Source organism: Pseudomonas fragariae (ex Marin et al. 2024) (genome assembly GCF_059621105.1).
The window spans coordinates 4739843-4765117 of sequence record NZ_CM184369.1; the positions used below are offsets into that span (position 1 = coordinate 4739843).

Consider the following 25275-nt stretch of genomic DNA (forward strand, 5'->3'; position numbering starts at 1 on the left):
CTCCTCATTTCACCGTTTCAGGTCGCACGTGTTTAGCCGCGAACATCAGCGCACCCGACAGGAAGCAAGGCACTGCGCCGAAGTACAATGCCGAGGTCTGCCAGTCGCCGCCGGCGCTCAGTACCGATGTGGCACCGAAACCTGCGACCACGGCACCGAGCGGGCCCATGGCATGGATGATTGCGCCGCCCGTGGCACGAATGCTGGTCGGGAAGCTTTCGCTGATGAAGAACAATGCCGCCGAGTACGGGCCGATCAGGAAGAACAGCCCCAGGCTGTACAAGCCGACCACCGTCACCATGTTGCTCGGCCCGTAAAGCATGCCGGCAAACGCCAGGCCGCCGAACATCCAGCCAAGGCCGATGACATTACGGCGACCGATCCGGTCACCCATCCAGCCGTGACACAGGTAGCCGCAATAGCCCACCAGGTTGGACAGCACCAGAATGATCAGCGAGTTCTCGAACGAGATGTGGTGAACGCTGACGATCACCGTCGTACCCAGCACACTGAACACCTGAATGGCCGCCCAGTTGAGCAGGATCGCAGCACCGATCACCAGGGTCGCGCGACGCGACGAACCGCGAAAGGCAGCGCCGATACCGGCCTTGCTGTGTTCTTCGTAATCCACCCCGTAAGTCTGCGCCACGGCCTTCGCCTGGCTGAGGTCGCCCTTCTTGCGCAATTGGGTGATGCGTTGATGGATCTGAAACTGCGGGCTCTCCTTGAGCTTGCGCGCCAGGATCGCGATGATGATGGCCGGGATCGCTGCAAACACGAAGCAACCCTGCCAGCCGATGACCGGCAACAGCACCGCCGTCAGACCGGCCGCGATCAGCGCACCGACCGGCCAGCCGCCCTGCACCAGGCTGTAGATGAAGCCACGGCGCTTGGTCAGTCGCGGGTCGTCGGATGCAGCATAGATTTCGCTCAGATAGGTCGCGTTGACCGTTTCCTCTGCATAACCCAGACCGCCCAGCGAACGAATGAGGATCAGGGGCGACTTGCCCCACGCTCCGCCGATGGCCGTGAGCGCCGAGCAGATCGCCGAGCCACTCACGGTAAAAATGATACCCACGCGCCGTCCCAGGCGATCTACCAGCGGGCCGATGGCCAGAGCCACCACCGCGGTGCCGACCGCGACCCAGGTCGCGATTTCGGCCTGTTCGACCTCACTCCAGCTGAAATGCCGACCGATTTCCGGTAACAGCGTGCCAAACAGAATGAAGTCATATACCGCAAACACCCACGCGAAAAACGCAATCCATGTGGCGAACCGTACTTGCTCCGGAGTCAGTTGCTCAGGTTTCCAGCCGGTCAGGTCGAGCTTATTGTAAATGGACATGAGTGACGCCTCGGACAGGGCAATGAATCAGCGGGTACGGGGGTTGCGACGCACGAAGTCGTCGGCAATCTCGTCGAAAGTGACGAACTTGACGCCAGCATGGCTTTGAATGTGCTCGATCAAGCGCTCCAGCATCAGCAGCACTTGCGGGCGACCAGACACGTCCGGGTGAATGGTCATGGTGAATACAGCGTGTTCATGTTCGCGATAGACCCAGTCGAACTGGTCGCGCCACATTTCTTCCAGGTGCCGAGGGTTGACGAAACCGTGGCTGTTCGGCGCCTTCTTGATGAACATCATTGGCGGCAGATCGTCCAGGTACCAGTTGGCCGGGATTTCCACCAGATCGGTTTCTTCGCCACGCACCAGAGGCTTCATCCAGGTATCCGGATGTTGGCTGTAATCGATTTTGGTCCACTTGTCGCCCACTCGAACGTAGTAAGGGTGGAAGTCGTTGTGCATCAGGCTGTGGTCATACTTGATGCCTTTCTTGAGCAGCAGCTCGTTGGTGACGTTGCTGAACTCCCACCATGGCGCGACATAGCCGGTCGGACGTTTGCCGGTCATTTGCGTGATCAGGTCAATGGACTTGTCGAGGACGATCTCCTCTTGCTCCGGGGTCATCGCAATCGGGTTTTCATGGCTGTAACCATGCACACCGATTTCATGCCCGGCATCCGCCACGGCTTTCATCTGCTCGGGGAAGGTCTCCATGGAGTGCCCCGGAATGAACCAGGTGGTGCGCAGACCGTAACGCTCGAACAGCTTGAGCAGACGCGGCGCGCCGACGTCACCGGCGAACAGGCCGCGGGAAATGTCGTCCGGCGAATCCTCGCCACCATAGGAGCCCAGCCAGCCGGCAACGGCATCCACATCCACACCAAACGCACACAGAATTTCTTTGGCCATCGTTGTTCTCCCACGGGTTAATCAGATCGGTTTCGCGCGGTACGGCACGCGGGCCGGTTGGCATTGCAAAACGTGTTCAAGGGGCTGCGATCAATGACTCCACGGTCAGCGCCGCACGCAGCAGCCGTGCGTCTTCGCCTGCCGGTGCGCTGAGCAACAGCCCGGTGGGCAGGCCCGAGGCATCGCGGCCGCTGGGCAATGACACGCCGGGCATGTTCAGCAGGCTGCCGGGCATGGTCAGGCGCAGCGTGGCGAGGTTGGTTTGAACGAACAGATCGTCGTCCTTGAGCAGCGGTACGAGCGGCGGCGCCACATGGGCCACGGTCGGGGTAATCAGCAGCGCGCCGTCCAGTTCGAGGGTCAACTGCTCCTGCAACCGCTCGCGCGCGGCATACAGATTGACCAGCAGGCTGGCCGGCATGGAACGGGCGGCCTCCAGGCGCTTGCGAACCCTGGGGTCGAGCTGGCTGGCGGCGTCGCTGTCGAGCAACGCCTGATGCAGCGCGAACGCTTCGGCTGCGCCAAGCCAGCCCTGTTGCTGGATCAACAGCAAGGTGGCCTGAAATGCCTGGCAAGGCTTGACCTCGATCAGCGCGCCACTTGCACGCAAGGCTTCGACGGCACGCAACAGGTTGTCGCGAACGGCCGGCGTGACGCGCTCGTCTTCCAGCACCGCCTGATCGAGCAGAAAACGCTGACCGGCCAGGCTGCGTGGTATCAACGATGAAGGTTTGCTGCGCGCACAGAGCAGATCGTCGATCACCAGAGCGTCGCGCACGCTGCGGGTCAGTGGCCCGACGCTGTCCAGCGTCAGCGCCAGCGGGAAAACGCCGTCGCGGCTGTAGCGGCGGCTGGTACTGCGAAAACCCACCAGGCCATTGAGCGCTGCCGGCACACGAATAGAACCGGCGGTATCGGTGCCCATTGCAATCGGTACTGTTCCGTTGGCCACGGCGACTGCCGAACCTGAAGACGAACCGCCCGGAATGCGCGGCGAGCTGTCGCTGTTGGGGTTGATCGGCGTGCCGAAATGTGGGTTCAGGCCCAGCCCTGAATAAGCGAACTCACTGAGGTTGGTCTTGCCCAGGCTGACCATCCCGGACCTTGCCAGCAGCCCGACACTCGGCGCATCCAGCAGCGCGGGCGACAGGTTGTTGCGCACCGCGGCGCCGGCGGTCGTGACGCTGCCTGCCACGTCGAAAAGATCCTTCCAGGCGATGGGCACGCCGTCGAAGGGGCTCAATGGCTGCCCTTGTTGCCAGCGGGCCGCAGAGGCTTCAGCTTCCCGACGTGCCCGTTCGATACTCATGGAAATGAACACATGATCGGCGGTTTCTGCCTGTTGCAGGGCCTTGTCCAGAGCCTGCACAGGGTCACTGCGCCCCTGAGCAAAATCCTCGGCCAGTGCGCAGGCATCACGGGTAACGCTGTGACTCCCGGTATCGGTCATGGACATCACACCTTTAAAAATGTACTTATTAATAAAATGTACATTTAGTAAAGGCAGGTTCCATGCCAATCTGCACGTCGCGACGCACTGACCCGATCGAGCTGATGGCCCTTTCGCGCTGGAACCGCCGTACTAGAAACCTTTTTGCAAAGGCATCAATCAGTTGCGATAAAGCTTCGCCGGCGCACCAGATCGTCATAAAGAAATAATGTATCTTTTATAAAAGGTACATTTCAGTGCAAAAAAGTAACGGGGGCCCCATGAACGAGCATAAGGACGTGTGCCAAGGTGACAACAGCGCTTCTGTGCGAGAATCGTCCGTCAACCGCCAGAAGTGTATGAAACCGATGTCAGAAGAGGACCCGCGCACCGCGTCGCGCTACGCCATGATCCGCGAGGTGTTGCGTAACGCTATCGTCTCGGGCGCGGCCACCAATGGACTGGTACTGCTTGAAGCACCGCTGGCAGAACTGTTCGGCACCAGCCGGGTGCCGGTGCGCAAGGCGCTCAATCTGCTGCATGAAGAAGGCTTGATCAGCCGTTTCGACGGCCGGGGTTATCTGGTCAATCCTGACGCGCAGGAAGTCGAGCCGCTGCGCCTGAGCCTGAGCCACAAGCAGTTCGGGCTGGACAGCAGTGAAGAACTGGTCGACACCCGCCCGCTCGGCGAACGTATTCATGATGAGATCGGTGCGGCATTGTCGGCCTGTATCGCGTTTGGTCACTACCGGCTGGATGAACAGAGCGCCGCGCAGCATTACGGAGTGAGCCGCGCAGTGGTTCGTGAGGCGCTGATGCGTCTGCGCGATCGCGGCCTGGTGGAAAAAGAGCCTTACTCGCAATGGCTGGCGGGGCCGCTGACGGCCCGGGAAATCACTGAAGACTACGAACTGCGTGCCTGCCTTGAGCCCGAAGCCTTGCGCCAGACGGCGCCACAGCTGAGCCGCGAAACCCTGGAGGCAATGCTGGCCAGGGTCGTCGAGGCGCAAAACGCCGAACAGTGCAGCCTTGAGGAAATCGAGCGCCTTGAGGACGACCTGCATCAGCAATGCCTGGGCGGCCTGCAAAACCGCAAGATCGCCATGCTGATCAGCCAGGCGCAGAGCCCGATGATCATCAACCGGATTTTCTATCGCCTGCTGAGCATTGGCGCCGATGAAGCGATGCTGGCCGAACATCGGCTGATCATCGAATTGCTGCTGCACGGCGCCTTCGACGCCGCCGCCCTGAACCTCAAGGAACACCTGCTGCGCGCCCGGCAGCGCATGCTGCAACGCCTGAAAGTCCTGTCGGTATTGCCGGAGCAGGAAGTGCCGGGGTATCTGACGCGGTTGAGTTGAGGTGGGCTGGATCACTCTCGCTGCCACGCTATATAAACGAGTCAACTCGCACTCGGTGTGAAACCCGGTTTCTGTAGGAGCGGACTTGTCCGCGAAAGGGCCTGTACATTCACAACATTTCTGCTGCCCAAACGCCCTCTTCGCGAACAAGTTCGCTCCTACACGAGCGTCCGATTTCGTAACGCCCGGCAGCGCATGCCACGCTACAAACGAGTCAACTCGCACTCGGTGTGAAACCCGGTTTCTGTAGGAGCGGACTTGTCCGCGAAAGGGCCTGTACATTCACAACATTTCTGCTGCCCAAACGCCCTCTTCGCGAACAAGTTCGCTCCTACACGAGCGTCCGATTTCGTAACGCCCGGCAGCGCATGCCACGCTACAAACGAGTCAACTCGCACTCGGTGTGAAACCCGGTTTCTGTAGGAGCGGACTTGTCCGCGAAAGGGCCTGTACATTCACAACATTTCTGCTGCCCAAACGCCCTCTTCGCGAACAAGTTCGCGCCTGCACAAGCGTCCGATTTCGTAGCGCCCGGCAGCGCATGCCACGCTATAAACGAGTCAACTCGCACTCGGTGTGAAACCCGGTTTCTGTAGGAGCGGACTTGTCCGCGAAAGGGCCTGTACATTCACAACATTTCTGCTGCCCAAACGCCCTCTTCGCGAACAAGTTCGCTCCTACACGAGCGTCCGATTTCGTAACGCCCGGCAGCGCATGCCACGCTATAAACGAGTCAACTCGCACTCGATGTGAAACCCGGTTTCTGTAGGAGCGGACTTGTTCGCGAAAGGGCCTGTACATTCACAACATTTCTGCTGCTCAAACGCCCTCTTCGCGAACAAGTTCGCTCCTACACAAGCGTCCGATTTCGTAGCGCCCGGCAGCGCATGCCACGCTATAAACGAGTCAACTCGCACTCGGTGTGAAACCCGGTTTCTGTAGGAGCGGACTTGTCCGCGAAAGGGCCTGTACATTCACAACATTTCTGCTGCCCCAACGCCCTCTTCGCGAACAAGTTCGCGCCTGCACAAGCGTCCGATTTCGTAACGCCCGGCAGCGCATGCCACGCTACAAACGAGTCAACTCGCACTCGGTGTGAAACCCGGTTTCTGTAGGAGCGGACTTGTCCGCGAAAGGGCCTGTACATTCACAACATTTCTGCTGCCCAAACGCCCTCTTCGCGAACAAGTTCGCTCCTGCACAAGCGTCCGATTTCGTAACGCCCGGCAGCGCATGCCACGCTACAAACGAGTCAACTCGCACTCGGTGTGAAACCCGGTTTCTGTAGGAGCGGACTTGTCCGCGAAAGGGCCTGTACATTCACAACATTTCTGCTGCCCAAACGCCCTCTTCGCGAACAAGTTCGCGCCTGCACAAGCGTCCGATTTCGTAGCGCCCGGCAGCGCATGCCACGCTATAAACGAGTCAACTCGCACTCGGTGTGAAACCCGGTTTCTGTAGGAGCGGACTTGTCCGCGAAAGGGCCTGTACATTCACAACATTTCTGCTGCCCCAACGCCCTCTTCGCGAACAAGTTCGCGCCTGCACAAGCGTCCGATTTCGTAACGCCCGGCAGCGCATGCCACGCTACAAACGAGTCAACTCGCACTCGGTGTGAAACCCGGTTTCTGTAGGAGCGGACTTGTCCGCGAAAGGGCCTGTACATTCACAACATTTCTGCTGCCCAAACGCCCTCTTCGCGAACAAGTTCGCTCCTACACGAGCGTTCTATTTTTTAAGGTCCAGGCTACGACTTACTTGCCGATCACTTCGCTGCGCATCGGTGCCAGACGGGCGATGAGGCGGTTTTGTGCGGGGACCGGGACCTTTTCGGTGTCCATCGAGGCGATCAGATCTTCGACCAGCGCGTTGAAATCGCTGGGCGTCAGGTTCTGGCCCTTGTGCGCCTCGGCCATGCTGTCGCCGGTATAGCGACACGGGCCGCCGGACTCGACGCAGAGTTGCTCGACCAGTTTGTCGCGCAGCCGCACGATGTCGACTTTCCTGAAGTGCTCGACGATCCGCTGATCCCTGGCCACGTTTATCAGCATGCCTTCGACGATGCGCTGGATACCGGCACGCTGACCCAGGTCCTGGTAGAGGCTGTCATCCTTGGGTGGTTGTTGCTGCTGCGCGCAACCGGCCAGCAGCGTCAGCATCATGGCTATCAGCAAGCGCCTCATCAAAAACTCCCCTGCACAGACAAATAGGTACCGTTCTGGTTGTCCAGCGTGGCGATTTCTCCCAAACGGGCGTAAGCCAGGACCACGGACAGGTGCTTGTTGGGAAAATAGCCGAGAAACACATCGGCCCAGTCACTCTCGCCTGCAAACGACAGGTTGTCCGGCTTCTCGCGATATTCGACGCCCAGCGCCCAGCGGGGATTGAACAGCACCGCCACCGAACCCTCCTTGAGCAGGCTGCGGCTGTCGCGGCGATCGCCGCCAAACCCCAACAGTCCGGTTTCGTTGGCGCGGCTGTAACGCACGCCGCCGTTGACCACGACGTTGTAGCCGAATGCCGCGCCCATGAGCAACCGGCTGGCCGTCAGGTAGCCTTCGACATCCGAGTCACGCCGGGCACCGACCAGGCTGGGGATCAGGAAATCGTTCTGATGCTTGTACTGCACACCCAGAGAAACCTGCGGCAGGCTTTCGTAGATCAGGTCGCCGAACAGCCGTACCTTGACGCCGAACACGTCCTGACTGAGGTTATCGTCCGGCAGGCTGAGCCTGTGCTGCAGGTTGCTGATATCGAAACGCTGATGCGCATAGGAAAACTCCACGCGATTGCCATAGGCGACCGCCAGGCCTGCCACATCAAGGTTGTAGTCCGGCAGATTCACGTGCGTGGCGAAGGCGGTAGCACCCCACTCGCCTTGCTCGCTGTAGCCGGTGATCACCGCCCACGGGGTTATGCCGCCGCCGGCGCTCCCTTCAATGCTGGTCGCGCCGCCCGTGGCGATCAACCGGCCGTTGTCGCCCAAAGCGGGCGTCGGAGCAACGCCCGCCATACCCACCAGCAAAGACCCTAACAGCAGCGATGTTTTGTGCAACATGAATTAATTCACCATAAGACCGGGTGACGCCTGGTACGTGGCAATCCATGCCTCGAATGCCGACGCGGTCAGCGGTCGACTGATCAGGTAACCCTGGGCCGTATCGCAGTGCCAACGCCGGAGCAGGTCCAGGCTGTGTTGGTACTCGACACCCTCTGCCACCACCTTCAGTCCGAGGTTGTGGCTCATTTCAATGGTCGACCGCACGATCACTGCGTCTTCACTGGTTTCATCCAGGTTGCGCACGAAAGACTGATCGATTTTCAGCTCTTGCACGGGCAGACGCTTCAAGTGCGCCAGTGACGAGTAACCGGTACCGAAATCGTCGATCGACAGGCTGATGCCGCAATCGCGCAGGCGATGCAGGACGATCAGTGCCTTTTCCGGTTCGCTCATGACGGCGCTTTCGGTGATCTCGAATACCAGTTGTTCGGCAGGCACGGCGTATTGCTTGAGCAGTTTCATGACATAGCCGACCAGGTCATCACCCAGCAGGTCATCAGCGGAAATGTTCACCGACACCTGCAGGACCAGACCGCGCTGGCGCCATACGGCCAACTGGCGCATTGCCTCTTCGATCACCCAGTTGGTCAGCAGGTAAATGCTTCCGGTGCGCTCGGCGAGGACGATGAATTCGGCGGGCGAGACACTGCCGAACTGCGGATGAGCCCAGCGCAACAACGCTTCGGCCTGACGCACATAGCCCTGACGAATATCCAGCTTGGGCTGGTAATGCAGCGATAGTTCGCCATTCTGCGCGGCCTTGCGCAGGTCACGAATGAGCGTGATCTGCCGCTGGTGGGCCAGGTCACGTCCATCCTGATAGATCTGCAGGCGACCGGGAAGGAACGTGGCATCCTTGCGGGCAATGGCCGCACGGCTGAGCAATTCCTGGGCGGAATCACCGTGTTCCGGGTAGACCGTGATACCAATGCAGCACTCAAGCTCTAGCTCATGATTGTCGATACGCTGCGGCTCACTGAGCAGACGCTGCACAGCGTCTGCCATGCCCACCGCGCCAGCGCTGGACGTGTTGTCCAGTAGCAGCAGAAACTCGTTGGCCCCCAGAAGCGCCACGGTATCGCCGGCGCGCAGATTACCTTGCAGGCGCTGACCCGCCTGCCGTAACAACTGGTCAACACCTTCGGCGCTCACGCTTTCGCTGATCGTGGCGAGGTTCTCGATGCTCAGAGACAACAGGGCAACCCCGCGATGTGCCGCAATCGAACTGCCCAGACGCTCCATCACCAGCGCCCGGTTGGGCAGCCCGGTCAGATTGTCGTGCAGGGCGTTGTGGGCCAATTGCCCCTCGCGCACGGCAATGCCCTGCTGCATGGTGTTGATCGCGTCGGCGAGCATGCCGAGTTCATCGCTACGCACCAGCGCGACCGGCGTTTTATAGTCGCCATCACCAATACGTTTGGCCGCCGTGGCCAGGGCCCGTACCGGCAGCGAGACGCTTCGCGCCAGCGCCAGTGTGCCGATCAGCGAGGCCACCAGGGCGGCCATGGAAATCCAGAAGATCTTTTGATTCAGTGGCGCGAATGCCTGATAGGCCTTGTCCAGAGGGCTCTGCAACAGCGCGATGACCTGCCCGTCGCCGCCATTGCTGGTGTTGGCGAGCATCAGGGTCTGACTGAGAAAGTTAAGGTTCGATTGCTCGGTCAGCAACATCTGGCCTTCCGAGGAGCTGCGCATCAGCTCGATCAAACCCGCGTGCAGGGCCGCTGGCTGGGTACTGATCAGATCACCGGTCTTACCGTCTTCTACGGTGAGAAAAGACACTTCCAGACCGCTGAGCGAACGCAGTTCTTCGGCAATATCGCTGTCGATGGTAAAGCCCATGACCACGCGGCCGATCGGCAATGGCGCGAGAACGGTGGCCTCCACCAGCAAATGAGGGTCTCCGCCGCCGGGCACAATGAGCACTGACTGACCGGCACGTTTGGCGTTGCGCAGGGCCTGGTCATAGACAAATCTGGAACCCTCGGGGACTTTCGGCACGGTGCTGGCAATCACCACGCCATCCATGCCCAGCAGGAACATGTCGCTGGCGTTGATGCGTTTGCCATGGTTGAGCAACACCGAGCGAATGGTCGAGGAATCGGCACTGGCCACAGCGTCGCGAAAGCCAAAATCGGCGGCCACCAACTGCACCGTGTCACGCAAACGTTTGCCGCGCAGATCGATCAGCCGTTCGAACACGCGGCTACCCACTTCCAGTTGTGCCTGGGCCTGAGTACGCACCGCATCGCCCGTTGCAACCTTGACGGCGAGATAAACCGCACTCACGACAATCAGCAACAGGACAATCAGAACCCCGGCGATGCGCGCCTGAAAGCTGGCTTTAAATTTCATTCATGCGTGGCCTCGTGGAAGGCGTCACCGAAGCGGCCCGGTGCGGGCTTGCCGGGTTTGTCCTCGGCCTCCACTTCGACCGCCAGGTTGAAACGCTGGGTGAGGCCTGCCGCCGGCACCTCGAACTCGCCGCCCGATACAGGCTGCATGTCCGCGATGCGCGGATGCCAGAGGGTGGCGGCATAATGCCCGGCCGGCACCTGATCCAGCTTGAGCAGGCCGTTTCTGTCGGTCACGCCGAACCATGAATCGTCGGTGACGTAGATGTAACCGACCATCCAGTCGTGGATGTTGCAGCCCAGCACCACCACGCCGGGCTTGTCGAACAACAGCGGATCCGAGGGCACGCCCTCGTAAAGCCGCAACTCGAAGCGCTTGGCCGGAGAAAAGGAGTAGACCTGGTGGCGGATGTTGTCGCTGTTGGGAAACTTGACCTGGGTGCCGGCGTGGACGGCCAGTACATGTGGTGCAAACTCCTGATCACGCTGGTCCATTGACGCCTTCAACACGATAGGTGAAGGATCGGACGGCCCTTTGAGCGTTACCACCGCATCTGCAAGGGGCTTGCCTTCCTTGTCCATTACCTGGGCAGTAAAGCTGGAAGCCGATGCGTTTGCAGCCGATGCTATCCACAGTCCTGCCACTAATGCAGAAATAAATACGTTGGTCATGCCTGATTCAACCCATACCGGCGGCGCTGTAAATGAAGTAAGCCCGTTCTTGTCAGCCCTGACAGGCCCGCTAATAAATAACGGTTTTCCAACCGCTTTACAGACTATCGACCAAGACTATTGAAACCTGAGAGCCGCTGCCCCATCTAAGAGCCATGTTCAACTTCTCAGGTGCCCCATGAGCGACCAGCAGACAGACTCGCCAGACTTGCCCAATGACGCAGACGAGCACGACGTGTCTCTGAGTTCCGACAGCACCTCGCTGGCCTTGCCCGGCCAGAACCTGCCCGACAAGGTTTACATCATTCCGATCCACAACCGTCCGTTCTTTCCGGCGCAGGTCCTGCCTGTCATCGTCAATGAAGAGCCGTGGGCCGAAACGCTGGAGCTGGTCAGCAAGTCCGAACACCATTCGCTGGCGCTGTTCTTCATGGACACTCCGCAGGAAGATCCACGCCACTTCAAGACTGACGCACTCCCCGAGTACGGCACTCTGGTCAAGGTTCACCACGCCAGTCGTGAAAATGGTCGTTTACAGTTCGTCGCGCAGGGCCTCAGCCGGGTGCGCATCCGTACCTGGCTCAAGCATCATCGCCCGCCGTATCTGGTAGAAGTCGAATACCCGCAGCAGCCCAATGAGCCGACCGATGAAGTGAAGGCCTACGGCATGGCCCTGATCAACGCGATCAAGGAACTGCTGCCGCTCAACCCGCTGTACAGCGAAGAGCTGAAGAATTATCTCAACCGTTTCAGCCCCAATGACCCCTCGCCGCTCACCGACTTTGCCGCTGCCCTGACCTCGGCCACCGGTGTCGAATTACAGGAAGTACTCGACTGTGTGCCGATGCTCAGGCGCATGGAGAAAGTCCTGCCGATGCTGCGCAAGGAAGTCGAGGTTGCACGCCTGCAGAAGGAAATCTCTGCCGAGGTGAACCGCAAGATCGGCGAGCATCAGCGGCAGTTCTTCCTCAAGGAACAGCTCAAGGTCATTCAGCAGGAGCTGGGCCTGAGCAAGGACGATCGCAGCGCCGACATCGAACAGTTCGAGCAGCGCCTGGAAGGCAAGACCCTGCCGCCACAGGCGCGCAAGAAGTTCGACGAAGAAATCGGCAAGCTCAAGGTGCTGGAAACCGGCTCGCCCGAATACGCCGTGACACGCAATTACCTGGACTGGACCAGCTCGTTGCCATGGGGCGTCTACGGCGCCGACAAGCTGGATCTCAAGCACGCACGCAAGGTGCTCGATCAGCACCATGCCGGGCTTGACGATATCAAGGCGCGGATTCTCGAATTCCTTGCGGTGGGTGCCTACAAGGGCGAAATCAGCGGCTCGATCGTGCTGCTGGTCGGCCCGCCGGGGGTGGGCAAGACCAGTGTCGGGCGCTCGATTGCCGAGTCGCTGGGGCGACCGTTCTATCGCCTGAGCGTGGGCGGCATGCGCGACGAGGCGGAAATCAAGGGCCACCGCCGTACCTATATCGGTGCGCAACCGGGCAAGCTGGTGCAGGCGTTGAAAGACGTTGAAGTCATGAACCCGGTCATCATGCTCGATGAAATCGACAAGATGGGCCAGAGCTATCAGGGCGACCCGGCGTCTGCCCTGCTGGAAACCCTGGACCCGGAACAGAACGTCGAGTTTCTCGATCACTACCTGGACCTGCGCCTGGACCTCTCCAAGGTCCTGTTCGTGTGCACGGCCAACACGCTGGACTCGATCCCCGGCCCGCTGCTTGACCGGATGGAAGTGATTCGCCTGTCCGGCTATATCACCGAAGAGAAGCTGGCAATCGCCAAACGCCACTTGTGGCCCAAGCAGTTGGCGAAAGCCGGCGTTGCGAAAAACAAGCTGAGCATCAGCGACAGCGCACTGCGCGCCGTCATCGAGGGTTACGCTCGCGAAGCCGGTGTGCGGCATCTGGAGAAACAGCTTGGCAAGCTGGTGCGCAAAGCTGTCGTGAAACTGCTGGACGAGCCCGATTCAGTGATCAAGATCGGGCCGAAAGACCTCGAAGCGTCGCTGGGCATGCCGGTGTTCCGCAGCGAACAGGTGCTGTCCGGCACCGGCGTGATCACCGGTCTGGCCTGGACCAGTATGGGCGGCGCTACCCTGCCGATCGAGGCGACGCGCATTCATACGCTCAACCGCGGCTTCAAGCTGACCGGGCAATTGGGCGATGTGATGAAGGAGTCGGCCGAAATTGCCTACAGCTACGTCAGCGCCAATCTGTCGAAGTTTGGTGGTGATGCGAAGTTCTTCGATGAAGCGTTCGTGCACGTACACGTCCCCGAAGGTGCCACCCCGAAAGACGGCCCGAGTGCGGGCGTGACCATGGCCAGCGCCTTGCTGTCCCTGGCCCGCAACCAGCCACCGAAAAAAGGCGTCGCCATGACCGGCGAACTGACCCTGACCGGGCATGTACTGCCCATCGGCGGCGTCCGCGAAAAAGTCATTGCCGCGCGGCGCCAGAAGATCCACGAACTGATCCTGCCGGAGCCTAACCGTGGCAACTTCGAAGAACTGCCGGACTATCTCAAGGAAGGCATTACCGTGCACTTCGCCAAACGCTTCGCCGACGTGGTGAAGGTGTTGTTCTAAAGATTGATACTGCGCAGGTCCCACGCTGAACTGGCACAAGAGGTGTTCTATCGGGCGCCTCTCGTTCCGCACGCTCCAGCGTGAGTGAGAATGCAGTTCTGGACGCTCTGCGTCCGATCCACAGCGCGACACCTGTCGTACTCCCCCACAAAACTCCGATCAGTTATCCTTGCGCCTCGTATCGCGATACCGGAACTTGCCATGACCCCTGCCCGTTTCATTGCCCCGCTGAGCCTTGCGCTGCTGACGGCGTGCGCTCAGACGCCGAAAAACATTGTTTCCATCGACACGCAAAGCGACTGCCCGCTGACACTCACGTCCGGGCAGACATTGATCCTGACCCTGCCCAGCAACCCGACCACCGGCTTTCGCTGGCTGACCCAGAACCCGGCCCAGAACATCCTGCGCAGCCTGGGCCCTGAGGTGTATGCCAGCGCCGAGAGCAAGGAAATGGTCGGCAACGGTGGGCAGTCGGTCTGGCGCTTCAAGGCCACCGATGCCGGGACCGGCCGGCTGATGATGGTCTATCAGCAGCCCTGGGCACCCGAAGTCGCCCCGGAGCAGACCTTCGAGTGCGCCATCAGCGTGAAGTGAGGCGTTGCGCGCGGCTTGTCCGACAGCACGTACTGCACCATGCATCCCGGCGGCAACTTGGCTAGAATGCCCGCCTTTCAAAGCCTTCGCCGGAATCGCCGTGAGCAAAGAAACCGATCGTATTTTCGCCCAGCCGCTGACCCAGGTACCTGACTTCGCCTTCAACGAAGACGTGGTGCGGGTATTCCCGGACATGATCAAACGCTCGGTGCCCGGTTATCCGACGATTGTCGAAAACCTCGGTGTCCTAGCCGCGCAATTTGCCCAGCCAAACACTGTGCTCTATGACCTGGGCAGTTCTCTGGGCGCCGTCACCCAGGCCCTGCGCCGCCATGTGCGCGGTGAGGGTTGTGAGGTCATCGCGATAGACAACTCCAGTGCCATGGTCGAGCGTTGCCGTGAATACCTCAACGCGCAGGACTCCATGTTTCAGGAGTTGTTGCCGGTGCAGGTGCTCGAAGGCGACATCCTCGCGCTGGCGTTCAAACCGGCCTCGGTGGTGGCGCTGAACTTCACCCTGCAATTCATCGCTCCCGACCAGCGCCTGGCATTGCTCGGGCGCATTCGTGATGCACTGGTGCCCGGCGGCGCGCTGATTCTCTCGGAAAAGCTGCGCTTCGATGACCCGCAGGAACAGGCGCTGCTGACCGACCTGCACATCGCCTTCAAACGCGCCAACGGCTACAGCGACCTGGAAATTGCCCAGAAGCGCAGCGCCATCGAAAACGTCATGAAACCCGACAGCCTAGAAGAACATCGCCAACGCCTGCTCGCCGCAGGTTTTTCCAAGGTGGTGCCGTGGTTTCAATGCCTCAACTTCACCTCGTTGATTGCCCTGCCATGATTGATCTCGCTCCCCTCGTCCGTCGTCTGGCGGGAACCCCTCTGGCCGATTGGGCCAATGGCCTGCAGGCCCAGCTCAACACCAAGATGGCCAAGGGTCACGGTGACCTGCAGCGCTGGCAAAGTGCGCTGGATGCCTTGCCCGACCTGCAGCCCGAGCGAATCGACCTGATCGACAGTTTTACCCTGGAAGCCGAGTGCAACGGCGAGACCCGCACCGTGCTGCGCAAGGCATTGCTGGGCCTGTCACCGTGGCGCAAGGGGCCGTTCAATGTGTTCGGCGTGCATATCGACACCGAATGGCGCTCGGACTGGAAGTGGTCGCGGGTTTCGCCACACCTGGACCTGAAGGGCAAACGCGTTCTGGATGTCGGCTGCGGTAACGGTTATTACCAGTGGCGCATGCTTGGCGCCGGGGCCGACAGCGTGATCGGGGTCGACCCCAACTGGCTGTTCTTCTGTCAGTTCCAGGCCATGCAGCGCTATCTGCCTGACCTGCCCGCCTGGCACCTGCCGTTCGCGCTGGAAGACTTGCCCGCCAATCTGGAAGGCTTCGACACAGTCTTCTCGATGGGCGTGCTGTATCACCGCAAATCCCCCATCGACCACCTGCTGGCCTTGAAAGACTGTCTGGTAAAAGGCGGCGAGCTGGTGATGGAAACCCTGGTAGTGCCGGGTGATGTCCATCAGGTGCTGGTCCCGGAAGATCGTTATGCGCAGATGCGCAACGTCTGGTTCCTGCCTTCAGTGCCTGCTCTGGAATTGTGGATGCGCCGTGCCGGCTTCACCGATGTGCGTTGCGTCGACGTCAGCCACACGACGGTCGACGAACAACGCAGCACCGAGTGGATGCGCTTTCAGTCCCTGAGCGACTATCTGGACCCCACCGATCACAGCAAGACAGTCGAGGGCCTGCCTGCCCCCATGCGTGCGGTGATCGTGGGGCGCAAGCCCTGAGGGACGAGTTATCTGGCTGCCGCCACGATCAACGCCTTCATCTCGGCCACTGCCGCCTTGAAGCCGACGAACAGAGCATGAGCCACCAGCGCGTGGCCGATGTTCAGTTCGTTGATGCCCTTGATCGCGGCGACGGCTTCGACGTTGTGATAATGCAGGCCGTGACCGGCATTGACGATCAGCCCCTGGGCGAGACCAAACGCTACGCCATCGGCGACCCGCTGCAGTTCTTCGGCGACTTCGGTCGGGGTCTGAGCATCGGCATAGCGACCGGTATGCAGTTCGATGGCGGGGGCGCCGACGCGCTTTGAAGCGGCGATCTGACGCTCGTCGGCGTCGATGAACAGTGAAACCTCGCAACCAATCTTCGCCAGTCGCTCGACCGCTGCCTTGATCCGCGCTTCCTGCCCTGCCACATCCAGACCGCCTTCGGTGGTCAGCTCCTGCCGTGTCTCAGGCACCAGGCAGATATGCGCCGGACGAATGCGTTCGGCAAAGGCGAGCATGTCTTCGGTGACGCCCATCTCGAAATTCATGCGGGTCTGCAAGACATCCTTGAGCAGCAGGACATCGCGCTCCTGAATGTGTCGGCGGTCCTCACGCAGGTGGACGGTGATGCCGTCGGCGCCTGCCTCTTCGGCATCCAGGGCAGCCTTTACCGGGTCCGGGTAGCGCGTGCCACGGGCCTGGCGCAAGGTGGCTACGTGGTCGATGTTCACGCCGAGAAGGATACGAGTGCTGTGGGTCACGGTGGTCTCCAGAAAAATGGGCGAGCTGGTCGAAGCAGGCTGTAGAGAATAAAGCCTGATCAAGGCTTGCGAAACAGTTCACGACTGACTAACGGGCGACCGCCCAAGTGTACCGCCAGCGCCTGACGCATCAGGCGCTTGGCAGCGGACAACGCGCCGGGGACGCTCCAGTCAGCTTCGGACATGGCCAGTAATTCCGCGCCCTGAAAAAGACCGGGCTGAAGCAGGTACACACGCTCGAGCCCGGCATCGACCTGCAGGCGATACATGCCATCAATGGCCAGCGGTTCGCCGTTGATGTCGGCGTCCATCGCGAAGCCATAGCCCAGGTCATCCAGCAAGCGCCATTCGAACGAACGCAGCAACGGCTCCAGCGGACGCCCCAGAGCAAGGGCCAGCAGCGTGGCAGCGTAATGTTCGAACACCGCAGGATGAGGGTCTTCGGCAGGCAACAGGCGAATCAGCAGTTCGTTGAGGTACATGCCGCTGAACAGCGCCTCGCCGGTCATCCAGGTGGCGATGCCCGCGCTTTCCATGCGGCCGACATTCTTCAGCTCGCCCCGCCCTCGAAACTCGACCTCGAGGGGCACGAACGGGCGTGCCAGCGAACCCGCCTTGCCCTTGGCACTGCGCAGCACGGCACGCAGACGGCCCTGAGGCGTGAGGAAGTCGACCAGCGCGCTGTTTTCGCGATACGCACGACTGTGGAGCACATAAGCAGGTTGGCCGGTGGGCGTGCTCATCAGGCTGGCTCGAGAGGGAAGTGTTCGCCCGACCACCGAAAGGTCGGGCGAAAGGACAGCTTAGAGGTCGCCGTAGCCAAGGGAACGCAGGGCGCGCTCGTCATCGGACCAGCCACCTTTGACCTTGACCCAGAGGTTGAGCATCACCTTGGAGTCGAACAGCAGTTCCATGTCACGACGCGCATCACTGCCGATGCGCTTGATGCGATCGCCCTTGTCGCCAATGATGATCTTCTTCTGTCCGTCGCGCTCGACGAGAATCAGCGCGTGGATATGCAGGGTGCGGCCCTGCTGCTTGAACTCTTCGATCTCGACGGTGATCTGGTACGGAAGCTCGGCACCCAGCTGGCGCATGATCTTCTCGCGAACCAGTTCGGCGGCCAGAAAGCGGCTGCTGCGATCGGTGATCTGGTCTTCCGGGAAGAAGTGGTCATTCTCCGGCAGATGCGAGGCAATCAGGCTTTCCAGCGCTTCGAGGTTGTGGCCATGCTGCGCGGAGATCGGCACGATGGACGCATTCGGCAGCTGGCCCTGCAGCCACTCCAGGTGCGGCATCAGGTCGCTCTTGTCCTCGATGCGATCGGTCTTGTTGATCGCCAGGATGACCGGACCCTGGACATACTGAACGCGCTCCAGAACCATCTGGTCTTCGTCCGTCCAGCGGGTGCGATCGACGACGAAGATGACCACGTCGACGTCCTTCAGCGCCGCCGAAGCGGTCTTGTTCATGTAACGGTTGAGCGCTTTCTCGCCATTCTTGTGCATACCGGGGGTATCGACATAGATCGCCTGAACGGCGCCCTCGGTCTTGATGCCCAGCATGTTGTGGCGCGTGGTCTGCGGCTTGCGCGAGGTGATCGCGAGCTTCTGACCGAGAATGTGGTTGAGCAGCGTGGACTTGCCTACGTTGGGACGGCCGACAATGGCAACATAGCCACAGCGTGTTGCGGTTGTATCATTCATGACCGTTCTCCACGCCCAGGGCGATGAGTGCTGCTGCGGCGGCTACCTGTTCGGCAATCCGGCGGCTGACACCCTGTCCTCGGCTTTTTTCATTCAATAGGTTGATCTCGCATTCGACGAAAAACGTCCGGCAATGCGGTTCGCCCTGGATATCCACCACCTCGTAACGCGGCAGTTCACAGGCCCGCGACTGGAGAAATTCCTGCAGTCGGGTCTTGGGGTCCTTGTTGGTGTCCACCAGCGTCAGGCTGTCAAATTCGGTGGTCAGCCAGGCCAGGACGCGCTCGCGCGCTGCTTCCATGCCTGCATCCAGATAGATCGCCCCGATCAGCGCCTCGAGCGCGTCGGCGAGAATCGACTCACGACGGAAACCACCGCTTTTCAACTCGCCCGAGCCAAGGCGCAAGTACTCGCCCAGATCAAAACCACGCGCCAGCAACGCCAGGGTTTCGCCCTTCACCAGCCGCGCGCGCAAGCGGGACAACTGGCCTTCGCGAGCCTGGGGGAAGCGCTCGAACAGCGCCTCGCCGGCCACGAAGTTGAGAATGGCATCACCGAGAAACTCCAGACGCTCATTGTTGCGACCGGCAAAACTGCGATGGGTCAGGGCCAGGACCATCAGCTCCTGATCCTTGAAGGTGTAGCCGAGCTGACGCTCAAGGCGGCTCAAGGATACGCTCACGGTTTACCCACGCTGAATTGCTTGTCGAACTTCAACACCAGATCGATGTTCTGGAACCACGGTTCACGCTGCTCATAGTTCAAATGAGCCTGGAACGCATTGTTCTCCACCGTCACTTTCAACGCCTTGTTCAAATCTATATCCCGAATGCTGTTGACCTGCATGTTCTTACCGACATAACCGTAAAAATCGTCGACCGTGGTGATGTCCAGGGTCTTGTTGGTGTCGACCGCTTCGATGATTTTCTTCATCGTCATGTAGTCGAGGTAGTGCGGGACCAGCTTGAAGGCCGTGCTCGTCGCAAACGCGACCAGCGCCAGCAGCAACAGCCAGCCCACGAAAGAAAAGCCTTTTTGAGAAGTAGAGAACGTCATGTTCGACTTCGACCTCAAGAGTGCAACGCCTCCTGACCGGGTCGACTCATGCTTCAGAGGCGTTTCCAGTCAGCCCAAATGACATGCGGCGCTGCTCAGGCAGCGCCGCATCGATTACTTGATCAGCCCTACGCGCGCAAAATTGGGGAAGTGGCTCAGTTTCGGCTCGGGCCAGCTCATCCACACCGCGAACGCCTTGCCTACGATGTTCTTGTCCGGGACCATGCCCAGCTCGTCCTTGGGAATGTTGGGATCATCCCAGTAACGGCTGTCGTTGGAGTTGTCACGGTTATCGCCCATCATGAAGTAGTGCGCGGCAGGCACTGTCCATTCACTGTCAGGCGGCGCGCGGTAGCGGCTCATTTCCTGACGGATCTGATGTTCGACTTCGCCCAGCTGCTCTTCGTACAGTTCCGCGCTGCCCAATGTGCCGGGCTCGGTGCCGATCAGCTTCTTGGCGACCAGCTCGCCATTGATGAACAGCCGCTTGTCGCTGGTGTAGCGGATACGATCACCTGGCAGACCCACGACACGCTTGATGTAGTTGACGCTCGGGTCGCTCGGGTAGCGGAACACCATCACGTCGCCACGCTGCGGATCACCGATCTGAATCACCTTCTGGTCCAGTACCGGCAGGCGAATGCCGTACGCGAACTTGTTGACCAGAATGAAATCACCCACATCCAGTGTCGGCTTCATCGAGCCCGAAGGAATCTGGAACGGCTCGACCAGAAACGAACGAAGCACCAGCACGATAAACAACACCGGGAAGAACGATTTGCCGTACTCGACCAGCAAAGGCTCCTTGTTCAAGCGCTCCACGACAGCAATGTCAGGTTCGCCCACGCTGCCCTGATAGTTGGAAATGGCAGCCCGGCGACGAGGCGCCAGGATGACCAGATCAATCAGTGCAAGCACGCCACAGACGAAGACAGCGATGACCAACAACAGCGGGAAATTTAGTGACATAGGACCTGACTATTCCAACCTGAGCACTGCAAGGAAGGCTTCCTGTGGAATTTCCACGTTGCCGACCTGCTTCATGCGTTTCTTACCGGCCTTTTGCTTCTCCAGCAATTTACGCTTGCGGCTGACGTCACCGCCGTAGCATTTGGCCAATACGTTCTTTCTAAGCGCCTTGACGGTTGTCCGGGCCACAATCTGACCGCCGATAGCCGCCTGAATTGCCACGTCGAACATCTGTCGAGGGATCAGCTCTTTCATCTTCTCGGTCAACGCACGCCCCTTGTAGTGTGCGTTGTCGCGGTGAACGATCAGGGCCAGGGCGTCGACCTTCTCGGCGTTGATCAGCACGTCGAGCTTGACCAGGTTGGCCGACTGGTAGCGATCAAAATGATAATCCAGCGAAGCATAACCGCGGCTGACAGACTTGAGACGATCGAAGAAGTCCAGAACGACTTCGTTCATCGGCAAATCGTAGCTCACCTGAACCTGCGTGCCGAGGAACAGCATGTCGTGCTGTACGCCACGTTTTTCGATGCACAACGTAATGACGTTGCCCAGGTGCTCCTGCGGCACAAGAATATTTGCGCGAACGATGGGCTCGCGCATGTCTTCGATGGCCGACAGGTCAGGCAGTTTGGAAGGGTTATCGACGTAAATCGTTTCGCCGGTCTTGAGCAACAGCTCGAAGATTACAGTTGGCGCGGTGGTGATCAGGTCGAGATTGTACTCACGCTCCAGGCGTTCCTGGATGATCTCCATGTGCAGCATGCCGAGGAAGCCGCAGCGGAAGCCGAAGCCCAGCGCGTCGGAACTCTCGGGCAGGTATTGCAGTGAAGAGTCGTTCAGGGTCAGCTTTTGCAGCGCTTCACGGAAGTCTTCGAAGTCGTCCGAGCTGACCGGAAACAGGCCTGCATAGACTTGTGGCTGAATACGTTTGAAGCCAGGCAGGACGTCGACGTCGGGGGTGGTGCTAAGGGTCAGGGTGTCACCGACCGGCGCACCGTGAATGTCCTTGATGCCGGCAATGATGAAGCCTACTTCGCCGGCTTTCAGATCGACGGTCGCCGTGTGCTTGGGGTTGAACACGCCCACGCTGTCGACCAGATGCAGCTTGCCGGTCGACTTGACGAGAATCTTGTCGCCCTTCTTGACGCGGCCGTGGCGCACACGCACCAGGGACACAACGCCCAGGTAGTTGTCGAACCAGGAGTCGATGATCAACGCCTGCAGCGGATCTTCGATATTGCCGGTGGGCGCTGGAATGGTCGCGACCAGACGCTCGAGGACCTCGTCCACGCCCATGCCGCTCTTGGCGCTGCACGCCACGGCATCGGTGGCGTCGATGCCGATGATCTTCTCGATCTCTTCCTTGACGCGGTCCGGATCGGCCTGCGGCAAGTCCATCTTGTTCAGTACCGGCATGACCTCAAGGCCCTGCTCGATGGCGGTGTAGCAGTTGGCGACCGATTGCGCCTCGACGCCCTGCCCTGCATCGACCACCAGCAACGCGCCTTCGCACGCGGCCAGAGAACGGCTGACTTCGTAGGTGAAGTCGACGTGCCCCGGGGTGTCAATGAAGTTCAGTTGGTAGGTGATACCGTCTTTGGCCTTGTAATACAGGGTAACGCTATGGGCCTTGATGGTGATCCCGCGCTCGCGCTCAAGATCCATGGAGTCCAGCACCTGCGCTTCCATTTCGCGCTCGGTCAGGCCGCCGCACATTTGAATGAAGCGGTCGGCCAGCGTCGACTTGCCATGGTCAATGTGGGCGATGATGGAGAAATTGCGGATATGACTCAAATCACTCACGGATCAACACTCAAAAAGGTTGCAGGCAGATTGCCCGCCGAAAAATAGCCGGGAATTGTACCTGAACTAAGCAAGAGGCGTCACGCTTACAGGCACCCGGATCGGCGCACGGTAAACAAACGGGCACAAAAAAGGGTGGCCATGGCCACCCTTTCCGCTTAAACCGACCGGTTACTCGGACAGCTTGAAGGTGATGAAGGTCGCACGGCCCTGACGCAGAACACGCATCGAGACAGAGCGATCCTTGGGCAGGCTTTTCGCCACCTCGGTGAACTGCTTGCTGGACGTGATCGCCTGATTGTTCAGGTGAGTGATCACATCACCCGCCTGCAGACCGATCAGCGAAGCCGGGCCGCCGGTGACTTCCTTGATGGCAACGCCACCTTTGAGGTCCAGGGATTTCTTCTGCTCGGCGGTCAGCTCAATCACCGATACGCCCAGACGATTACTGCTGCGCTCGGCACCCGTACCTCCAACATCGCCCATTTCCTGACCTTCATCAGGCAGCGCGCCGACGGTGACCGTCAGCTTCTGACGCTTGCCGTCGCGAATCACTTCAAGTTCGGCCTTGCTGCCGTCCTTGAGGTTGCCGATCAGGTGCGGCAGGTCGGCCGACATGACGATGGGCTGGCCGTTGGCGCTCAGAATCACGTCACCCACCTGCACACCGCCCTTGGCAGCCGGGCCGTCTTCAAGCACTTGCGCAACCAGCGCGCCGGCAGGCTTGTCCAGACCAAACGACTCGGCAAGGTCCTTGTTCACTTCCTGGATGACCACACCCAGCCAGCCGCGGCTGACTTTGCCGTTGGCCTTGAGCTGGTTGGCCACATCCATGGCGACGTCGATCGGAATCGCGAACGACAGGCCCATGAAACCACCGGAACGCGTGAAGATCTGCGAGTTGATCCCGACGACCTCGCCAGCCATGTTGAACAGCGGGCCACCGGAGTTACCCGGGTTGATGGCCACGTCGGTCTGAATGAACGGCACGTAGGTGTCGTTAGGCAGGCTGCGCCCCTTGGCACTGACGATACCCTTGGTCACGGAGTGATCGAAACCGAACGGCGAGCCGATCGCCAGAACCCATTCACCGACCTTGAGCGTATTGGAATTGCCCAGTTTGGCGGTTGGCAGGTCCTTGCCCTCAATCTTCAGAACGGCAACGTCGGTACGCGGATCGGTACCGACCAGCTTGGCCTTCAACTCGCTGCGATCGGACAGGCGTACGAGAATCTCGTCAGCACCATCGATTACATGATTGTTGGTCAGCACGTAGCCGTCAGGGGAGATGATGAAGCCCGAGCCGAGGGACTGAGCTTCACGCTGGCGATCACCCTTGCCTGCACCCGAGCCCGGCGGACGCGAACCTGGCGGCATGCTGCGCTCGAGAAACTCACGAAGCATCGGCGGCAGGCCTTCCAGATCAGGCATCTGCTGATTGGCGACGGCACGGTCCGGCAACTTCTGGCGCGTACTGATATTCACCACTGCGGGCGATGCCTGCTCGACCAGCCCGGTGAAGTCCGGCAGGTTTTCGGCCTGAGCCGTAGCAACCTGACCGAGCATCAGCACAGCGGCAATCAATGAAAAGTAGGATTTCATGCGTGGTATCGACATATGGCTCCCGTTCGTAACGAGGAAAAAATTAAGCAGTCCGAAGCAACCGACTCAAAGACCTCAAGCAACGATGCTCATCTCTGGATCAGCGACATGACCTCTGGAAACGACAAAAGGCCAGAGCTGCGAGGCTGTGACCTATAGAAAAAAAACCGAGCTTTTGCAATCTGGAAACCTCACCAAACATTTCAGCGCCTTTGCTCAAGCCAGGTTGAGTGCGGCCTGGCGGCTTCTGTAACCCAGGATGAAAATTTTTACATCCCGGGAGCCGTGACTCCAAATGTTTATTTATTGGCTGAAGGTTCGTCGTTACGCATCGACAATGCTATGCGCTCTGCAGTGCCCATCGGAACTTCTCCGACGACCGTCACCATCATGTCGCCCTGCGGCGTTGTCAGACGGCGGGAAACGGCCACTGTCGGGCCTAGCTGGGTGCGAATATCCGAAGAAGCACCGCCTTTCACCGATTCGATGAACACCGAAAAACGCGCCAGACCGTCGCTGTACATGAGATGCGTCACCGCCGACTGCGTAGCAGGGTCTTTGCGCACACCGCTGCTGCTGACGTCAAAACCCGGCGGCAGCCAGTCTGAGTGCCAGGCCACAGGGCTTATGGAGGCCTCAGGCTTGGTCTTCACCACAGAAACAGGCTTGCAGTCGGCACTGGTCTTGAGCATCTGTTCGGACAGCACGCTGGCGGTATCGAGATCAGTAAACTGGAAACGCTCGAGCAACTGCCCCTTCTCACTCAACAGAAGCGACTTGAGCACAAGACCGGTTTCGTTATCCAGGTGCAATTCGAGGCCGTATCGATGCTGGTCCTTGGGGGACAGCGCAACGATAGTTGCCTGACGACCGGCCACTCTGGATTTGCCGGCAATTTTCATGTCGTACCAGGCGGATAGTCTTTTGACATCGAATGCGCGGGCAGAAGAATCGGCCGGATTGGCCACCCCCGCTTCCAGCGTGCCGCTGACGCACTGAGTAAGCCCGTCAACACGCAATACTTCCTGAGCGGAACCATCAAGCTGTAGCAGGCGCTCCTGAATATGACCGTCCGCTATGCGGTGCCAGATTCGATGGGTAGAAAAACTACCATTGCGCTCGTATACAAACGTACCTTGATAGCCCTGCTGCTGATCAACCTTGGCAAGACGATTGATTGCGTCTTGCGCATCATCAGCCTGTACCGGGAGGGCAAGCCATCCACCAAGCAGTAACGGCAGTAGAGGGACGGCTCGCATGATCCTC

The 25275-nt window shown here is 59.8% G+C and carries 21 protein-coding genes; 5 read left to right on the forward strand and 16 right to left on the reverse strand.

Annotation, left to right across the window (positions count from 1 at the left end):
- Nucleotides 1–4: 4 nt before the first annotated feature.
- The 3 genes from AC54XV_RS20540 to AC54XV_RS20550 all read right to left on the reverse strand — a co-directional run bounded on the left by AC54XV_RS20540 (nucleotide 5) and on the right by AC54XV_RS20550 (nucleotide 3704).
- Nucleotides 5–1345, reverse strand: coding sequence for an MFS transporter (locus tag AC54XV_RS20540; RefSeq protein ID WP_024659862.1), 1341 nt, complete (start codon nucleotides 1343–1345; stop codon nucleotides 5–7).
- 27 nt (nucleotides 1346–1372) lie between these two features.
- Nucleotides 1373–2254: a polysaccharide deacetylase family protein gene (locus AC54XV_RS20545; RefSeq protein WP_496717188.1), complete on the reverse strand. Its 882-nt coding sequence runs from the start codon at nucleotides 2252–2254 to the stop codon at nucleotides 1373–1375.
- Between the two features lie 76 nt (nucleotides 2255–2330).
- Nucleotides 2331–3704, reverse strand: coding sequence for an amidase (locus AC54XV_RS20550; protein WP_024639275.1), 1374 nt, complete (start codon nucleotides 3702–3704; stop codon nucleotides 2331–2333).
- 347 nt (nucleotides 3705–4051) lie between these two features.
- Between AC54XV_RS20550 and AC54XV_RS20555 the strand changes: the two genes are divergently transcribed.
- Nucleotides 4052–5044: a GntR family transcriptional regulator gene (locus tag AC54XV_RS20555; protein WP_374754970.1), complete on the forward strand. Its 993-nt coding sequence runs from the start codon at nucleotides 4052–4054 to the stop codon at nucleotides 5042–5044.
- Nucleotides 5045–6798: 1754 nt separating this feature from the next.
- Here the strand turns inward: AC54XV_RS20555 and AC54XV_RS20560 are convergent.
- The 4 genes from AC54XV_RS20560 to AC54XV_RS20575 are packed head-to-tail and all read right to left on the reverse strand — an operon-like array spanning nucleotide 6799 to nucleotide 11131.
- Nucleotides 6799–7227 (reverse strand): group I truncated hemoglobin, encoded by a 429-nt coding sequence (locus tag AC54XV_RS20560; protein WP_058399198.1) that lies wholly within the window; start codon nucleotides 7225–7227, stop codon nucleotides 6799–6801.
- A complete protein-coding gene (locus AC54XV_RS20565) occupies nucleotides 7227–8102 on the reverse strand; it encodes a DUF3034 family protein (protein WP_003405355.1) in 876 nt (291 codons plus the stop codon). The genes AC54XV_RS20560 and AC54XV_RS20565 overlap by 1 nt, the downstream gene beginning before the upstream one ends.
- 3 nt (nucleotides 8103–8105) lie before the next feature.
- Nucleotides 8106–10460: a putative bifunctional diguanylate cyclase/phosphodiesterase gene (locus AC54XV_RS20570; RefSeq protein WP_058399197.1), complete on the reverse strand. Its 2355-nt coding sequence runs from the start codon at nucleotides 10458–10460 to the stop codon at nucleotides 8106–8108.
- The gene (locus AC54XV_RS20575) at nucleotides 10457–11131 is read right to left on the reverse strand and encodes a methylamine utilization protein (RefSeq protein ID WP_024639458.1); all 675 of its coding nucleotides are present in this window, start codon (nucleotides 11129–11131) and stop codon (nucleotides 10457–10459) included. The genes AC54XV_RS20570 and AC54XV_RS20575 overlap by 4 nt, the downstream gene beginning before the upstream one ends.
- A 178-nt stretch (nucleotides 11132–11309) precedes the next feature.
- On the opposite strand from AC54XV_RS20575, the gene lon reads away from it, so the two are divergent.
- The 4 genes from lon (at nucleotide 11310) to cmoB (ending at nucleotide 16121) form a co-directional block, all read left to right on the forward strand.
- Complete coding sequence (lon, locus tag AC54XV_RS20580) at nucleotides 11310–13727, forward strand: endopeptidase La (RefSeq protein ID WP_003405352.1); 2418 nt, start codon at nucleotides 11310–11312, stop codon at nucleotides 13725–13727.
- A gap of 201 nt (nucleotides 13728–13928) precedes the next feature.
- Entirely contained in the window at nucleotides 13929–14321 is a 393-nt protein-coding gene (locus tag AC54XV_RS20585) for a protease inhibitor I42 family protein (protein WP_003418576.1), read from the forward strand.
- A gap of 100 nt (nucleotides 14322–14421) precedes the next feature.
- The gene (cmoA, locus tag AC54XV_RS20590; protein WP_003405350.1) at nucleotides 14422–15165 is read left to right on the forward strand and encodes a carboxy-S-adenosyl-L-methionine synthase CmoA; all 744 of its coding nucleotides are present in this window, start codon (nucleotides 14422–14424) and stop codon (nucleotides 15163–15165) included.
- Nucleotides 15162–16121 (forward strand): tRNA 5-methoxyuridine(34)/uridine 5-oxyacetic acid(34) synthase CmoB, encoded by a 960-nt coding sequence (gene cmoB, locus AC54XV_RS20595; RefSeq protein WP_032654501.1) that lies wholly within the window; start codon nucleotides 15162–15164, stop codon nucleotides 16119–16121. Before cmoA ends, cmoB begins: the two co-directional genes overlap by 4 nt.
- Nucleotides 16122–16129: 8 nt before the next feature.
- Here cmoB and pdxJ read toward each other — a convergent pair whose 3' ends face one another.
- The 9 genes from pdxJ to AC54XV_RS20640 all read right to left on the reverse strand — a co-directional run bounded on the left by pdxJ (nucleotide 16130) and on the right by AC54XV_RS20640 (nucleotide 25268).
- The gene (gene pdxJ / locus AC54XV_RS20600) at nucleotides 16130–16870 is read right to left on the reverse strand and encodes a pyridoxine 5'-phosphate synthase (RefSeq protein ID WP_003405348.1); all 741 of its coding nucleotides are present in this window, start codon (nucleotides 16868–16870) and stop codon (nucleotides 16130–16132) included.
- A 59-nt stretch (nucleotides 16871–16929) separates the two neighbouring features.
- Entirely contained in the window at nucleotides 16930–17613 is a 684-nt protein-coding gene (gene recO, locus AC54XV_RS20605; protein ID WP_058399196.1) for a DNA repair protein RecO, read from the reverse strand.
- A gap of 60 nt (nucleotides 17614–17673) precedes the next feature.
- Complete coding sequence (gene era, locus AC54XV_RS20610) at nucleotides 17674–18576, reverse strand: GTPase Era (RefSeq protein ID WP_003363707.1); 903 nt, start codon at nucleotides 18574–18576, stop codon at nucleotides 17674–17676.
- Nucleotides 18569–19258 (reverse strand): ribonuclease III, encoded by a 690-nt coding sequence (rnc, locus tag AC54XV_RS20615; protein ID WP_002554906.1) that lies wholly within the window; start codon nucleotides 19256–19258, stop codon nucleotides 18569–18571. Before rnc ends, era begins: the two co-directional genes overlap by 8 nt.
- A complete protein-coding gene (locus AC54XV_RS20620; RefSeq protein WP_003405344.1) occupies nucleotides 19255–19632 on the reverse strand; it encodes a DUF4845 domain-containing protein in 378 nt (125 codons plus the stop codon). The genes rnc and AC54XV_RS20620 overlap by 4 nt, the downstream gene beginning before the upstream one ends.
- Before the next feature lie 114 nt (nucleotides 19633–19746).
- Entirely contained in the window at nucleotides 19747–20601 is an 855-nt protein-coding gene (lepB, locus tag AC54XV_RS20625) for a signal peptidase I (protein ID WP_003363711.1), read from the reverse strand.
- A 9-nt stretch (nucleotides 20602–20610) separates the two neighbouring features.
- Nucleotides 20611–22407 (reverse strand): translation elongation factor 4, encoded by a 1797-nt coding sequence (lepA, locus tag AC54XV_RS20630; protein WP_024660706.1) that lies wholly within the window; start codon nucleotides 22405–22407, stop codon nucleotides 20611–20613.
- 171 nt (nucleotides 22408–22578) lie between these two features.
- Nucleotides 22579–24009: a DegQ family serine endoprotease gene (locus AC54XV_RS20635; protein WP_223272533.1), complete on the reverse strand. Its 1431-nt coding sequence runs from the start codon at nucleotides 24007–24009 to the stop codon at nucleotides 22579–22581.
- A gap of 299 nt (nucleotides 24010–24308) precedes the next feature.
- Nucleotides 24309–25268: a MucB/RseB C-terminal domain-containing protein gene (locus AC54XV_RS20640; RefSeq protein ID WP_496717189.1), complete on the reverse strand. Its 960-nt coding sequence runs from the start codon at nucleotides 25266–25268 to the stop codon at nucleotides 24309–24311.
- Between the last annotated feature and the right edge of the window lie 7 nt (nucleotides 25269–25275).

What these genes read in the sequence shown, in the direction of transcription:
- AC54XV_RS20585 (WP_003418576.1), top strand. Translation starts at nt 13,929, where the DNA reads ATGACCCCTGCCCGTTTCATTGCCCCGCTGAGCCTTGCGCTGCTGACG.
- AC54XV_RS20565 (WP_003405355.1), bottom strand. Translation starts at nt 8,102, where the DNA reads ATGTTGCACAAAACATCGCTGCTGTTAGGGTCTTTGCTGGTGGGTATG.
- era (WP_003363707.1), bottom strand. Translation starts at nt 18,576, where the DNA reads ATGAATGATACAACCGCAACACGCTGTGGCTATGTTGCCATTGTCGGC.
- AC54XV_RS20635 (WP_223272533.1), bottom strand. Translation starts at nt 24,009, where the DNA reads ATGAAATCCTACTTTTCATTGATTGCCGCTGTGCTGATGCTCGGTCAG.
- AC54XV_RS20570 (WP_058399197.1), bottom strand. Translation starts at nt 10,460, where the DNA reads ATGAAATTTAAAGCCAGCTTTCAGGCGCGCATCGCCGGGGTTCTGATT.
- AC54XV_RS20555 (WP_374754970.1), top strand. Translation starts at nt 4,052, where the DNA reads ATGTCAGAAGAGGACCCGCGCACCGCGTCGCGCTACGCCATGATCCGC.
- AC54XV_RS20550 (WP_024639275.1), bottom strand. Translation starts at nt 3,704, where the DNA reads ATGACCGATACCGGGAGTCACAGCGTTACCCGTGATGCCTGCGCACTG.
- AC54XV_RS20545 (WP_496717188.1), bottom strand. Translation starts at nt 2,254, where the DNA reads ATGGCCAAAGAAATTCTGTGTGCGTTTGGTGTGGATGTGGATGCCGTT.
- AC54XV_RS20540 (WP_024659862.1), bottom strand. Translation starts at nt 1,345, where the DNA reads ATGTCCATTTACAATAAGCTCGACCTGACCGGCTGGAAACCTGAGCAA.
- AC54XV_RS20560 (WP_058399198.1), bottom strand. Translation starts at nt 7,227, where the DNA reads ATGAGGCGCTTGCTGATAGCCATGATGCTGACGCTGCTGGCCGGTTGC.
- lepB (WP_003363711.1), bottom strand. Translation starts at nt 20,601, where the DNA reads ATGTCACTAAATTTCCCGCTGTTGTTGGTCATCGCTGTCTTCGTCTGT.
- recO (WP_058399196.1), bottom strand. Translation starts at nt 17,613, where the DNA reads ATGAGCACGCCCACCGGCCAACCTGCTTATGTGCTCCACAGTCGTGCG.
- cmoB (WP_032654501.1), top strand. Translation starts at nt 15,162, where the DNA reads ATGATTGATCTCGCTCCCCTCGTCCGTCGTCTGGCGGGAACCCCTCTG.
- AC54XV_RS20575 (WP_024639458.1), bottom strand. Translation starts at nt 11,131, where the DNA reads ATGACCAACGTATTTATTTCTGCATTAGTGGCAGGACTGTGGATAGCA.
- AC54XV_RS20640 (WP_496717189.1), bottom strand. Translation starts at nt 25,268, where the DNA reads ATGCGAGCCGTCCCTCTACTGCCGTTACTGCTTGGTGGATGGCTTGCC.
- lon (WP_003405352.1), top strand. Translation starts at nt 11,310, where the DNA reads ATGAGCGACCAGCAGACAGACTCGCCAGACTTGCCCAATGACGCAGAC.
- AC54XV_RS20620 (WP_003405344.1), bottom strand. Translation starts at nt 19,632, where the DNA reads ATGACGTTCTCTACTTCTCAAAAAGGCTTTTCTTTCGTGGGCTGGCTG.